Annotated in this window: 12 protein-coding genes and 1 tRNA gene; 11 read left to right on the top strand and 2 right to left on the bottom strand. The window is 66.3% G+C overall.

Annotated elements, in window-relative coordinates; translation table 11 throughout:
- Nucleotides 1-6 precede the first annotated feature (6 nt).
- The 7 genes from odhB (at nucleotide 7) to ACNI3Q_RS08055 (ending at nucleotide 7168) form a co-directional block, all read left to right on the top strand.
- The gene (gene odhB, locus ACNI3Q_RS08085) at nucleotides 7-1260 is read left to right on the top strand and encodes a 2-oxoglutarate dehydrogenase complex dihydrolipoyllysine-residue succinyltransferase (RefSeq protein WP_426275576.1); all 1254 of its coding nucleotides are present in this window, start codon (nucleotides 7-9) and stop codon (nucleotides 1258-1260) included.
- A 46-nt stretch (nucleotides 1261-1306) separates the two neighbouring features.
- Nucleotides 1307-2701, top strand: a complete 1395-nt coding sequence (gene lpdA / locus ACNI3Q_RS08080) for a dihydrolipoyl dehydrogenase (RefSeq protein WP_426275574.1) — start codon at nucleotides 1307-1309, stop codon at nucleotides 2699-2701.
- Between the two features lie 99 nt (nucleotides 2702-2800).
- Nucleotides 2801-3118, top strand: coding sequence for a GCN5-related N-acetyltransferase (locus ACNI3Q_RS08075; protein ID WP_426275572.1), 318 nt, complete (start codon nucleotides 2801-2803; stop codon nucleotides 3116-3118).
- A 134-nt stretch (nucleotides 3119-3252) separates the two neighbouring features.
- The gene (locus ACNI3Q_RS08070; RefSeq protein WP_426275570.1) at nucleotides 3253-3888 is read left to right on the top strand and encodes an SRPBCC family protein; all 636 of its coding nucleotides are present in this window, start codon (nucleotides 3253-3255) and stop codon (nucleotides 3886-3888) included.
- Nucleotides 3888-5072 (top strand): zinc-dependent alcohol dehydrogenase, encoded by a 1185-nt coding sequence (locus ACNI3Q_RS08065; RefSeq protein ID WP_260021272.1) that lies wholly within the window; start codon nucleotides 3888-3890, stop codon nucleotides 5070-5072. Before ACNI3Q_RS08070 ends, ACNI3Q_RS08065 begins: the two co-directional genes overlap by 1 nt.
- A complete protein-coding gene (locus ACNI3Q_RS08060; RefSeq protein WP_426275567.1) occupies nucleotides 5069-6091 on the top strand; it encodes an SDR family oxidoreductase in 1023 nt (340 codons plus the stop codon). Before ACNI3Q_RS08065 ends, ACNI3Q_RS08060 begins: the two co-directional genes overlap by 4 nt.
- Before the next feature lie 12 nt (nucleotides 6092-6103).
- Complete coding sequence (locus ACNI3Q_RS08055) at nucleotides 6104-7168, top strand: NAD(P)H-binding protein (protein ID WP_426275565.1); 1065 nt, start codon at nucleotides 6104-6106, stop codon at nucleotides 7166-7168.
- Between the two features lie 34 nt (nucleotides 7169-7202).
- Here the strand turns inward: ACNI3Q_RS08055 and ACNI3Q_RS08050 are convergent.
- A tRNA-Gly gene (locus ACNI3Q_RS08050) sits at nucleotides 7203-7277 on the bottom strand.
- Nucleotides 7278-7507: 230 nt separating this feature from the next.
- On the opposite strand from ACNI3Q_RS08050, the gene ACNI3Q_RS08045 reads away from it, so the two are divergent.
- The 4 genes from ACNI3Q_RS08045 (at nucleotide 7508) to dacB (ending at nucleotide 12258) form a co-directional block, all read left to right on the top strand.
- Nucleotides 7508-8419, top strand: a complete 912-nt coding sequence (locus ACNI3Q_RS08045) for a tetratricopeptide repeat protein (protein ID WP_426275661.1) — start codon at nucleotides 7508-7510, stop codon at nucleotides 8417-8419.
- A 5-nt stretch (nucleotides 8420-8424) separates the two neighbouring features.
- The gene (locus tag ACNI3Q_RS08040; RefSeq protein WP_260021257.1) at nucleotides 8425-9033 is read left to right on the top strand and encodes an LON peptidase substrate-binding domain-containing protein; all 609 of its coding nucleotides are present in this window, start codon (nucleotides 8425-8427) and stop codon (nucleotides 9031-9033) included.
- 111 nt (nucleotides 9034-9144) lie between these two features.
- Nucleotides 9145-10815, top strand: a complete 1671-nt coding sequence (locus tag ACNI3Q_RS08035; RefSeq protein WP_426275563.1) for an MFS transporter — start codon at nucleotides 9145-9147, stop codon at nucleotides 10813-10815.
- Nucleotides 10816-10863: 48 nt separating this feature from the next.
- Entirely contained in the window at nucleotides 10864-12258 is a 1395-nt protein-coding gene (dacB, locus tag ACNI3Q_RS08030) for a D-alanyl-D-alanine carboxypeptidase/D-alanyl-D-alanine endopeptidase (RefSeq protein ID WP_426275561.1), read from the top strand.
- Here dacB and ACNI3Q_RS08025 read toward each other — a convergent pair.
- Entirely contained in the window at nucleotides 12255-13562 is a 1308-nt protein-coding gene (locus tag ACNI3Q_RS08025; protein ID WP_426275559.1) for a dihydrolipoamide acetyltransferase family protein, read from the bottom strand. The two genes, dacB and ACNI3Q_RS08025, sit on opposite strands and share 4 nt — an antisense overlap.
- Nucleotides 13563-13569 lie beyond the last annotated feature (7 nt).

Here is a 13569-nt window from a genome sequence, read left to right as displayed (position 1 = left end):
GAAACGATGGCAACCGAAGTCAAAGTGCCCGTTCTGGGCGAATCGATCACCGAAGCGACCATCGGCGAATGGCTGAAGCAGCCGGGCGATGCCGTCGCCGCTGACGAGCCGATCGCAAGCCTTGAAACCGACAAGGTGTCGGTCGAGGTGCCCGCCCCCGCCGCCGGCGTGATGGGTGAACATATGGCCAAGGTGGGCGACACGGTTCAGGTCGGCGCGGTCATCGCGATGATCGACGCTGGCGGTGCCGCTGCGGCCCCGGCCGCACCCAAGGCGGAAGCCGCTCCGGCTGCCCCTGCGGCTCCGGCTGCGCCTGCCGCTCCCGCTGCTCCGGCCGCGCCCGCTCCGGCGCTGGATGCCGCCGCCCTGTCCCCCGCCGTCCGCCGTGCGGTGCTGGAACTCGGCGTCGATCCGTCATCGATCAAGGGCACAGGCCGCGACGGCCGCATCACCAAGGAAGATGTCGAGGCAGCCGCCGCCGGCAAGTCGGCCGCGCCCGCCCCGGCGGCACCCGCCCCTGCCGCCGCTGCGGCGCCGGTCGCCAGCGAAAGCGCGCCGGGTCGCCGCGAAGAGCGGGTCCGCATGACCCGTCTGCGCCAGACCGTCGCCAAGCGGCTGAAGGAGGCGCAGGACACGGCCGCCCTCCTCACCACCTTCAACGATGTCGACATGACCGCGGTCATCGAGGCGCGGGCGAAGTACAAGGACCTGTTCGAGAAAAAGCACGGCGTCCGCCTCGGCTTCATGGGCTTTTTCGTGAAGGCTGCGTGCCAGGCGCTGAAGGACATTCCCGGCGTCAATGCGCAGATTCAGGGCGATGAAATCGTCTATCACGACTATGCAGACATCTCGGTCGCGGTTTCCGCACCACAGGGCCTGGTCGTGCCGGTGATCCGCAACGCCGAAAGCCTGACCGTCGCCGGCATCGAAAAGACGATCGGCGATTTCGGCAAGCGCGCCAAGGACGGCACGCTCAAGATGGACGAGATGAAGGGCGGCACCTTCACCATCTCGAACGGCGGCGTGTTCGGCTCGCTGATGTCCACGCCCATCATCAACCCGCCGCAGAGCGCCGTGCTCGGCCTGCACCGGATCGAGGACCGCCCCGTGGTCCGCGACGGCCAGGTGGTGGTGCGCCCGATGATGTATCTGGCGCTCAGCTACGACCACCGCCTGATCGACGGCCGCGAGGCGGTGACGTTCCTGGTCGCGATCAAGAACGCGATCGAGGACCCGACCCGGCTGCTGATCGACCTGTAATTTCGCCAAACCGCCCCCATGTTGCCGGGGGCGAATGGAGCAGAACATGGCTGAATATGACTATGACGTCCTGGTGATCGGTGCCGGTCCCGGCGGGTACGTCGCGGCGATCCGCGCGGCGCAGCTGGGGCTGAAGACCGCGTGCGCGGAAAGCCGCGAGACGCTGGGCGGCACCTGCCTCAATGTCGGCTGCATCCCGTCAAAGGCGCTGCTCCACGCATCCGAGCTGTTCGAGGAAGCGGCCGGCGGCAAGCTCGCCAAGCTGGGCGTCAAGTTCGACAAGGTGAGCCTCGACCTCGATGCCATGCACGCGCAGAGGCTGGATGCGGTGAAGGGCCTGACCGGCGGCATCGAGTTCCTGTTCAAGAAGAACAAGGTCACTTGGCTCAAGGGCCGCGCCGCGTTCACCGACGCCCACAGCGTCACCGTCGGCGATCAGACGGTCAGCGCAAAGCACATCGTCATCGCCACCGGCTCGTCCGTCACCCCGCTGCCCGGCGTCGAGGTGGATCAGCAGGTCGTGGTCGATTCCACCGGCGCACTCGAACTGCCCAAGGTGCCTGAGCATCTCGTCGTCATCGGCGGCGGCGTCATCGGCCTTGAACTGGGCAGCGTGTGGAAGCGGCTGGGCGCAAAGGTGACCGTGGTCGAATATCTCGACCAGATCCTGCCCGGCTTCGACGGCGATGTCCGCAAGGAATCGCTGAAGCTGTTCAAGAAGCAGGGCATCGAATTCAAGACCGGCACCAAGGTGACCGGTGTTGCGGTGGATGGCGGCAAGGCGACCGTCACGATCGAACCGGCCAAGGGCGGCGATGCCGAAACCCTGACCGCCGACACGGTGCTTGTCGCGATCGGCCGCCGTCCCAACACCGACGGCCTGTCGCTCGACAAGGCGGGCCTGTCGGTCAATCAGCGTGGCCAGATCGAGGTCGATCACAGCTTCAAGACCGCCGTCGACGGCATCTGGGCGATCGGCGACGTCGTCCCCGGCCCCATGCTCGCCCACAAGGCGGAGGATGAGGGGATCGCGGTTGCCGAAAACATCGCCGGGCTGCACGGCATCGTGAACCACGATCTGATCCCGTCGGTCGTCTACACCATGCCCGAAATTGCGGGCATCGGCCTGACCGAGGAAGCGGCAAAGGAAAAGGGCGAGATCAAGGTCGGCAAGTTCCCGATGGCCGGCAACAGCCGCGCCAAGACCAACCACGAGCCGGACGGCTTCGTAAAGGTCATCGCGGATGCCAAGACGGACAAGGTGCTGGGCGTGTGGATCATCACCTCGGTCGCGGGCACCATGATCGCTCAGGCGACGCAGGCGATGGAATTTGGCGCGACGAGCGAGGATATCGCGCTCACCTGCCACGCGCACCCCACGCATCCGGAGGCGCTGAAGGAAGCGGCGATGGCTGTGATGGGCAAGCCGATCCACATCTGATGCGCATCGGCGACGGGATCGGCACCGCTGATCCCGGCCGCATCCGGCGCGGACGGCAGGGACTTTGCTCCTGCCATCCGGCCGGATAATCGCATTGCCATGATCACCGACCGCGCCGCGCTTGAATCCCGCTGGCTGGTGCTGACCCGCCAAGACCTTCCCGGCATTGCCAGCGCACGTCGCTGGCCGATCCGCGCCGATCATTGCTTTCAGCGCGTGCTGCTCGATCATGCGGCAGGCGGCGTCTGGTACGATCACATCGCTGGCCGCCCGGCCTATGCCCATGCGGATGCCGCCCTGCTTGCCCGGGCGGTTGCGCTGGGCGAGGCGGTGCTGGCGGAAACTGCCGACTTGCCCGCGCTGAACCGACAGTCCATCGCATGGCGACGCCGTCGCAAACAGGAAGCGGCAGGCTGACCCGGCAAAGCCGTCCTGACCGGCTCGGCTGATCGCGCTCGCACCTCGCTTCATCGCAATCGTTCATTTGCAGGCAACCCTCGGCCGCCTGATGCGCTCACTGCGCAACAACCGGACAAACAGGGGATAATCCCATGCAGCGCAAGAATTTGGCGCTGACGGGCGCGGCCATCGGTGTGGCTGCGGCTGTCGGCGGGCTATTGGCCATCGGCGGCCGCACGCGGAGCGGCACAGGATCGCATGATGACGCGCCCGGCCGAACGGCCCGGCGCAAGCCTTCGGACGACAAACGGGTCACCGGCAAGACGGTCCTGATCGCAAAGCCATCGCGCAGCGAACTTTACGATTTCTGGCGAGATTTCAGCAACCTGCCGCTGGTCATGGAAAATCTGGAAGCCGTCGAGCGGATCGACGATGAACGCAGTGGGTGGCGGATCAAGGCGCCGGGCGGCGGTACGGTCAGCGTGGAAACCATCGTCGCACAGGACCGGCCGGGCGAACTGATCGCGTGGCGTTCCACCGAAACGTCAGAGATCGAAACCGAGGGCCGCGTGACCTTCCGCGATGCCCCGGCCAATCGCGGCACCTATGTCGAACTGGTCATCGCCTATCAGCCGCCGCTCGGGGTGGTCGGACAGGCTGTGGCCAGCCTGCTCCAGCGCGAACCGGCGATCCAGTCGCGCCGCGACCTGCGGCGGTTCAAGATGCAGATGGAAACCGGTGAGGTTGCCACCGCCAGGAACCGCCTTGATCATGAGGAGACGGTCTGATGCGCGCCCTTTGCTTTCACGGAACCAAGAATGTCAGCGTCGACACGGTTCCGGACCCCATGATCGTCAATCCCCGCGATGCGATCATCAAGGTGACGAGTACGGCGATCTGCGGATCCGACCTGCACCTGTTCGACGGCGTGATCCCCGGCACCCGGCCGGGCGACATTCTGGGCCACGAATTCATGGGCATCGTCGAAGAAACTGGCCCAGGCTCGACATTGAAGCGCGGCCAGCGCGTGGTGGTGCCGTTCACCATCTCCTGCGGCAGCTGCTATTTCTGCGGGAAGCAGCAATTCAGCGCCTGTGACAATTCCAATCCGGTCGAAACCCAGGAAATGGGCGAAACCATCTACGGCTATCCGATGACGGGCATCTTCGGTTATTCGCACCTGACCGGCGGCTATCCGGGCGGACAGGCGGAATATGTCCGTGTCCCGTTCAGCGATGTCGGACCCATCGTTATCGAGGATGACGGGCTGGACGACGACAGGGTACTTTTCCTGTCCGACATCCTTCCCACCGGCTGGATGGCGGCGGAAAACGCCGCGATCGAGCCGGGCGATACCGTTGCCGTCTGGGGCGCGGGACCGGTCGGCCTGTTTGCCGCTCAAAGTGCCCGCATCATGGGTGCGGAACGCGTCATCGTGATCGATCATTATCCCCGCCGGCTCGAACTGGCGCGCGGACTTGGCTGCGACATCATCAACTTCCGCGAAACCCGTGTGCGCGAAGCGCTTGCCGAGATGACCGGCGGCGTTGGGCCGGATGCGGTGATCGACGCGGTCGGGATGGAGGCGCACGGCTTCGCCATCGACAACATGATCGATATCGCCAAACAGACCATCGGTATCGGGGCGGACCGGACCTCGGCGTTGAAACAGGCGATCCTGTCGGTGCGCAAGGGCGGACGGATTTCGGTCCCCGGCGTCTATGGCGGTCTGACCGACAAGTTTCCGATCGGCGCGGTGATGGAAAAGGGCGTCACGCTCAGGACCGGTCAGACCCATGTGCAGAAATATATGGGCGACCTGCTCGCGATGATCTCGGACGGGGTGATCGACACAACCTTCCTGATCTCGCACCGCCTGCCGCTCGAACAGGCAGCGGACGGCTATCGCCATTTCCGCGACGAACAGAATGAGTATACCAAGATCGTGCTCAAGCCGGGGATGGCGGCATGATCCGGCAGAAACCCCTGAACCAGCAGGTCATGGTCATCACCGGCGCGTCGTCCGGCATCGGCCTTGCCACCGCACGCATGGCAGCCTCGGCTGGCGCGAGGGTGCTCTTGGTGGCGCGCAACGACGATGCGCTGGCACAGGCCGTGGCGGATATCCGTCAGGCGGGCGGCACCGCCGACCATCTGGCGGTGGATGTTGCCGATGCAGACGCAGCGCAAAGGATCTCCGCCAAGGCATTGGCATCGCTTGGCCCGATCGACACCTGGGTCAACAATGCGGCCGTCGCTTTGTTCGCCCGGCTGGATCAGACCACGCTGGACGAACAGCGCCGGGTGTTCGACGTCGGCTATTTCGCCACTGTCGCCGCATCGCTGCATGCGGTCGAACAGATGAAGGCGACCGGCGGCGGCACGCTGATCAATGTCGGATCGGTCCTGTCCGAACGCGCCGCCCCGCTGCAGGGCGCCTATTCCGCGATGAAGCACGCAGTTCTGGGCTTTACGGAGGCGCTGCGCAGCGAACTCCAACAGGAAGGGGCGCCAATCCAGGTCACCCTGATCAAGCCCCACGGCATCGACACGCCCTATCCCGAACACGCCCGCAACCGGCTGGGCAAACCGGCCCAGATCCCGCCGCCCTTGTACAGCGCCGACCTAGTGGCAAAGGCCATCTGCTTTGCCGCTGCCAATCCCCGCCGCGAATTGCTGGTCGGCGGGGCCGGCATGTCGGCCACCATCGTCGGCAATCTGGTGCCCGGCCTGTCGGACTGGCCGATCGCCAAGCTGTTCGGCCGATGGAACCAGACCACGGATCAGCCGCCGGAACCGGGTACTTCGGATAACCTGTTCGAACCGCGCAGCGACGGGCGCGTGGCGTCCAATCAGCGGCGCTTCGTCCGGCAATCCAGCCTGGCGCTGGCCGCACAGCTCCACCCGGCGCGTATCGCGGGCGGGGCACTGGTTGCCGGGGGCCTTGCCTATTGGATGCTCCGCGGTCGGATGCACCGGACCAGCGACTGACGACAAGGCCATATGCCCTGCTCTTGTTGTCCGACAGCGGATGGGCGACAGTCGCGTGGGATGGATGCTTCGCCAACTAAAGCCGCAGGGATGCCGGAACCCATGCCGTGCCGGCCGCTGCGGGTCGTAGTCGCGGGGGGCACGGGCACGATAGGCAGGGCCACCGTGGCTGCACTCGTGCTACGCGGCCACCGGGTCCTGTGCCTGACCCGTCCGGATCGACCGTCATCGTCAGGCTTGCCGGCGGGCATCGACACTTGTCGCTTCGATCCAGTCGGCCCGGATGACAATCATCGGACCTGGCTTGAAGGCGGTCCTGTGGACGCCGTCATCTCCTGCATGGCATCGCGCACCGGCGTTCCGGCGGACGCCTGGGCGGTCGATCACGCCGCCAATCTCGCACTGCTGAACGCAGCTCAACGGGCGGGCGCGGCGCACTTCGTCCTGCTGTCCGCCATCTGCGTCCAGCGGCCCCTGCTCGCCTTTCAGCATGCCAAGCTGGCGTTCGAGGCGGAGCTGATGGCATCCGGCCTTGCCTGGTCCATCGTCCGGCCCACCGCCTTTTTCAAATCGCTGTCGGGCCAGATCGGCCGGGTGCGGGCCGGCAAGCCGTTCCTGCTGTTCGGCGACGGCACGCTGACGGCGTGCAAGCCGATCAGCGACCGTGATCTAGCGCGCTACCTTGTCGACTGCCTCAGCAATCCCGACCGGACGAATCGCATCCTGCCGATCGGCGGCCCCGGCCCGGCCCGGACGCCGCGCGATCAGGGCATGGCCCTGTTCGACCTGTTGGGCATGACGCCCCGTTTCCGTTCGGTCCCGCCCGGCCTGCTTTCCGCCATCGCATCCGGGCTTGGCATGGCGGGCCGGATGTTCCCCGCGCTCGCCGCAAAGGCGGAACTGGCGCGCATCGGCCATTATTACGCGACGCAATCCATGCTGGTGCTGAACCCGCAAACCGGCCGCTACGATGCCGATGCGACGCCGGAAACGGGCACCGACACGCTCATCGGCCATTACCGTTCGGTCATCGAAGGACGCGCCAGCGCAGAACGCGGCGACCATGCTGTGTTCTGATTGCTGATGCGGCGCGGCAATCGCCGCGAAACGCTGGAGCGGGCGAAGGGATTCGAACCCTCGACCCCAACCTTGGCAAGGTTGTGCTCTACCCCTGAGCTACGCCCGCTCTGGCATTGCGGTCCGGGCAGTCGATGCCGGTGGACCGGGGCAAGGCGCGTGCCACTAGCACCCGCCCCACCCCCTTGCAAGCCCCTTTGCCGATTCGTTTTCCGGGCTTGGTTTGGCGGCATGAAAGTCCCAAATAGGCGTCGTGACATCGGCCCGCATCGCTGGCCGCCCCTGGACCGCCGGCACGCCGGCCGAATGATTGGAGCATCTGCCGTGGCCACGCTGGGAATGAGCCCTGCCGACAAGGAAGCCGTCGAAACCTTTCGCCGGACCGTTGTCGAACCGTCGATGACCAAACTGGTCATCATCGATTTCTGGGCCGAATGGTGCGGCCCGTGCAAGGCGCTGGCCCCGATCCTGGACAAGGTCGCCGCCGAATATGCCGACAAGGGCGTGGTGCTGGCCAAGATTGACACCGACAAGGATCAGTTCATCGCCGCCCAGTTCCAGATCCGGTCGATCCCCACCATCTATGCGATGTTTCAGGGACAGCTGGTTGCCGATCTGTCGCAGGCGCGCACCGAATCGCAGCTGAAACAGACGCTGGATCAGCTGCTGCGCCAGTTGCCCGTCGATCCGTCCGCCACCGCGCCGGGCGAGGATGACGGCATGGCCGACATTGCCCCGCTGATCGCGATGGGCGATGATGTGCTGGCCGCCGGCGATGCCGAACGCGCGCTGTCGATCTTCGACCAGATTGCCGACATGGCACCCGATGTGGCGGAGGCACAGGCGGGCCGTCTGCGCGCACTGGTCGCGCTGGGCCGGATGGACGATGCGGCGGCCGTGCTCGCCGCTCTGCCCGATGATGCGGCAAAGCTGCCCGGCGTCGATCAGGCGCGGGCCGCCATCACCTTGGCTGCAGAGGCGCAGCCGGTGGACGATCTGTCCGCACTGAAGGCGCAGGTCGCGGCCAATCCGGACGATCATGCCCTGCGCTATGACCTGGCCGGGGGTCAGATGGCGGCGGGCGACCGCGACGGCGCGGTCGATTCGCTGCTCGCCATCATCACGGCCGAACGCGACTGGAATGACGGCGCGGCGCGACAGCGGCTGCTCAAGCTGTTCGAGGCGGTGGGGCTTGAGGATCCCTGGGTCTCGGCCCAGCGCCGCCGCCTGTCCGCCGCGCTGTTCGGTTGACCGCGGTGAGCCAGCGCATTTCCATCTTTCCGCTGGGCGGCGCGCTGCTCTTTCCCGGGCTGCACCTGCCGCTGCACATCTTTGAACCGCGCTACCGGGCGATGGTGTCCGACGCGCTGGCCCGCGACCGCCGGATCGGCATGATCCAGCCGCGCGAGGCGGGTGACCGGCCCGCCCTGTTCGATATCGGCTGTGTCGGCCAGATCATCGATGTCGAGGCGATGGAGGATGGCCGCTACGACATCGTGCTTCAGGGCGTGTCCCGCTTTCGCGTGCTGCGCGAACTGGATGTCACCACCCTGTTCCGTCAGGTCGAGGCGGAATTGATCGACGAACCGTCGGACGAGGTGCTCGGGCTTGGCGCACGCGCCGCGCTTGAGCTTGAATCCCGCCGATTCGCCGATGCTCAGGGCTATGCCGTGGATTGGGATGCGGTCGGCAAGCTGGATGACGTGTCGCTGGTCAACGGCATTGCCCAGATCGCGCCCTTTGACCTTGCCTCCAAACAGGCGATGCTGGAGGCGAATACGCTGGCCGACCGGACAGAACTGATCATCCAGCTGATGCAATTTTATGGTCGCCGTGACGGCGATGACATTGCAACGCTTCAGTGACGATGTGCTGAGCGGACACGATTAATCATAGGATAGCGCTAACAACCCCGTTGCGCGGCCGCATTGCTTTCGACATGGTGCCGCCAACAACGAACGGGGGAGAGGTTGATCGTGCAGCAAGAACCAGCGGGAGCGCCGCGCCACCATCGCGCCACCCGCAGTGAAAAGCTGGTTATCGCCGCTTCCTCGCTGGGCACCGTGTTCGAATGGTATGATTTCTACCTCTACGGCCTGCTCGCCACGATCATTTCGGCCCAGTTCTTTTCGGGCGTCAACGAAACCACCGGCTTTATCCTGGCCCTCGCCGCCTTTGCCGCCGGCTTTGCGGTGCGGCCGTTCGGCGCGCTCGTCTTTGGCCGGATCGGCGACATTGTCGGGCGCAAGAACACGTTTCTGGTGACGATGGGCCTGATGGGCCTGTCCACCTTTGCCGTCGGCCTGTTGCCCAGCTATGCCAGCATCGGCGTTGCCGCCCCGATCATCCTCGTCAGCCTGCGGCTGGTTCAGGGGCTGGCCCTCGGCGGCGAATATGGCGGCGCGGCCACCTATGTGGCGGAGCACGCGCCCAACAACAAACGCGGCCTGTACACCAGCTGGATTCAGACGACGGCAACGATGGGCCTGTTCGCCGCGCTGCTCGTCGTCATCGGCCTGCGAACGCTGATGGGCGAAGAAGCCTTCCGCGACTGGGGCTGGCGTCTGCCCTTCATCATCTCGATGGCGCTGCTCGCCGTGTCGATCTGGATCCGGCTGCAATTGTCGGAAAGCCCGGTTTTCCAGAAGATGAAGGAGGAAGGCACCACGTCAAAGGCGCCGCTGACCGAAGCGTTCGCCCGCTGGGGCAATCTGAAATGGGTGCTGGTCGCGCTGTTCGGCGCGGTCGCGGGCCAGGCGGTGGTCTGGTACACCGGCCAATTCTATGCGCTGTTCTTTCTGGAAAAGGTGCTGCGCGTCGATGGCGCGACCGCCAACATCCTGATCGCGGTGGCGCTGGCGATCGGCACGCCCTTCTTCATCTTCTTCGGCTGGCTCAGCGACCGGATCGGGCGAAAGCCGATCATCCTTGCGGGCTGTGCCCTGGCGGCGATCAGCTATTTCCCGGTGTTCGGCGCGCTGATCGGCGCGGCCAACCCGGCGCTGGCCGCGGCTCAGGCCAGCGCGCCGGTCAGCATCACCGCGAACGCCGCGGAATGTTCGACGCAGTTTGATCCCGTCGGCGGCAACAAGTTCGACAGCACCAGCTGCGACATCGCCAAGGCCTATATCGCCAAGGCGGGGCTGAACTATGCCAATGTCGCCGCCGCCCCCGGCACCATCGCCAGCATCGCGGTGGGCGATACCGTCATCGTCGCGCCCGATCCCGCCCGCCTTGCCACGGCAGAGGCGCGGGCGGCGGGCATCAAGGCGTTCCAGACCCAGGTGAAGAGCGCGCTGGATGCGGCTGGCTATCCCGCCTCGGCCGATCCGGCGGCGATGAACACGCCGCTGGTCATCGCCATCCTGACCGCGCTCGTCCTGCTGGTCACCATGGTCTATGGCCCGATCGCCGCGATGCTGGTCGAATTGTTCCCGACGCGCATCCGCTACACGTCCATGTCGCTGCCCTATCATATCGGCAATGGCTGGTTCGGCGGCTTCCTGCCCACCATCGCCTTTGCAGTGGTGGCGGCGACGGGCAGCGTGGTGGCTGGCCTGTGGTATCCGGTGATCATTGCCAGCGCGACGGTCGTGATCGGCCTTGTCTTCCTGCCAGAGACGAACAGGCGCAGCATCGACGACTAAGCACGAAGGGCGCTTTCCTTCGGCGGTCCCGTGTCTATGCTGCACCGCATGATCCGCGCCGCACTGCTCCTGTTGCTGGCCCTTGCCGCCCCCGTGGCGGCGCAGACGCCCGTTGCGGATCGCGTGGCCGCCCGGCTGGCACAGGCGGGGCCGGGGCCACGCTTCGGCCTGGTGGTGCTGGACGAGGCGGGGCGAGAGATCGTGGCGATCCGCCCGGATGAACGCTTCATCCCGGCCAGCAATACCAAGATCGCGATCACCGCCACCGCCTATGCCACTCTGGGCGACCTGACCCGGCCCCTGCCCGGCGGCGGTACCCGCGTTCGGATGGAGGGTGAGGATGTGGTGATCGAGGGGCGCGGCGATCCGTTCCTGTCCGCCGCGCCCGATTGCGTCAGCGACTGCCTGTCCGCGCTGGCCGATGCCGTCGCCGCCCGGACACGGCGGGTGCGCAACATCATCGGCGATGCCAGCTGGTTTCCCGACGAACGCTGGCCATCGGGGATGAGCTGGAACAACATCCCCAGCCGGTCCGGCACGGCCATCGCGGCGCTGACCCTCGACGACAATGAAACCGTCCTCACGATCCGTCCCGGCCCGCCCGGTGGCCCGGCGCTGGTCGATGGCAATGGCTGGTACGTCATCGACAACCGCATCGTCACGGCTGCGACCGGCACGACCGACATCGGTTACGACCGGCCGGTCCATGGCCGCACGCTGACCCTGATCGGCACCATGGCCGCCGATGCCCCGCCCCGCACGATGCGGCTCGGCATCGACGATCCTGCGGAATATGCCGCATGGACATTCCGCCGGATGCTGGCCGAACGCGGCGTCCGGGTGACGGGGGACGTGCGCTCACGCTATCGCGATGCCGGTGAGGCGGCAGCAGCCGAGGCGCCGCCGCTCGCCGCGCTCGACCTGCCGCCGCTGGCGCAGGATATCGGGGTGATCCTGAAGGACAGCCAGAATCATCATGCCGATCTGCTGCTGCGCCGGATCGGGCGGATCGGCGGGACGGGATCGGTCGCCGACGGACTGGCGGTGGTGAAATCGACGCTGGCCGCTGCGGGCCTGCCGTCCCGTGGGGTTCACTTTGCCGACGGGTCGGGCATGTCGACCTATAACCGCATGACCCCGCGCGGGACCGCCACCCTGCTGCGCTGGATCGATGCCCAGCCCTGGGGGCAGGCATGGTTCGCCGGCCTGCCCGTCGGCGGCACCGACGGCACGTTGAAGGGCCGCTTTGCCGGGACGACGCTGGACGGACGCATCTTTGCCAAGACGGGCAGCCTCAATGCCACCAGCGCCCTGTCCGGCGTGATGCTGACCCGCAGCGGCCGCCGCTTGATCTTTTCCGCCTTCGCCAATGACGTGCCGGACGATCTGTCCGGCACCGCCATCCTGGATACCGCGCTGGTCGACCTGGCCGGGGCGCTTTAGTCCGCGAACAGCAGGACCGGCGTCTCGATCAGCTTCTTGATCGCCGCGACGAAACTGGCCGCATCATGCCCGTCCACCACCCGGTGGTCGCAACTGATCGACAGGTTCATCAGCTTGGCCCGCACGATGTCGTCGCCGACAAACACGGGTCGCTCGACAATCTTGTTCGGCCCGATGATCGCGACCTCGGGCCGGTTGATCACCGGCGTGGTCACGATGCCGCCCAGCGGACCCAGCGAGGTGACGGTCAGGGTGGAACCGCTCAGTTCCTCCGACTTCGCCTTGCCGGTCCGCGCCGCATCGGCCAGCCGCGCAATCTCGCTCGCCAGCTGCCACACATTCATGTCCTGCGCATCGCGGATCACCGGCACCATCAGGCCCGCATCGGTCTGTGCCGCCATGCCCAGATGCACGCGGCCATGGCGCGTCACCACGCCCGCCTCGTCGTCATAGCGCGCATTGATCATCGGGAATTGCGGGATCGTCCGGTAAATCGCCACGATCAGGAACGGCAGCATGGTCAGCTTGGGCCGCGCGCCGCGATTAGCGTTCAGGTCCGCGCGCATCGCCTCCAGCGCGGTCACGTCGATCTCGTCGACATAGGTGAAGTGCGGGATCGCCCGCTTCGATGCGGCCATGTTCTCGGCAATGCGGCGGCGCATCCCGATCACCTTGACCGCCTCGTCCTCACGCGCGCGGCTGGCATGGGGCGCGTGATAGCCTTGCGCGGCACCATAGCGCAGGAACGCGTCCAGATCGGCATGGCGGATGCGATCGCCCTCGGCGGGCTTCACCTGGGACAGGTCGACGCCCAGCTCGCGCGCCCGCTGCCGCACGGCGGGCGATGCAAGCACTTTAAGCTCCCTCTCCCCTTCAGGGGAGTTGGCTGGGGAGAGGGGCGGTTCCGCAGGCGATGCGCTCGGTGAGACATCCCCCTCTCCCAACCCTCTCCCCTGAAGGGGAGAGGGCTTTTCAGCCTCAACGCCCGGCGTTTCCGCCCCAAGCTGTTCCTCGACCTCCTCGGCCATCGCCACGCGCTGCGCTTCGTCGCTTGCCTGCGCGTCGGCCGTCTCGATGACGACCAGCGTGGATCCGATCGGCACCATGTCGCCAACCTCGCCGGCCAGCGCGATGACGGTGCCCGCCACCGGGCTTTCCATCTCGACCGTCGCCTTGTCGGTCATCATGTCGGCCAGGCTCTGGTCCTCGGCCACGGCGTCGCCGACCTTGACGTGCCAGGTGACGATTTCGGCCTCGGCAATGCCTTCGCCGATATCGGGCAGGCGGAATTCGAAACGAGCCATTGCGGGA

The organism is Sphingomonas eleionomae (assembly GCF_049889035.1).
GTDB lineage: Bacteria > Pseudomonadota > Alphaproteobacteria > Sphingomonadales > Sphingomonadaceae > Sphingomonas.
The sequence above is the reverse complement of the archived record's forward strand: the minus strand, read 5'-3'. Positions and strand labels throughout refer to the sequence as shown.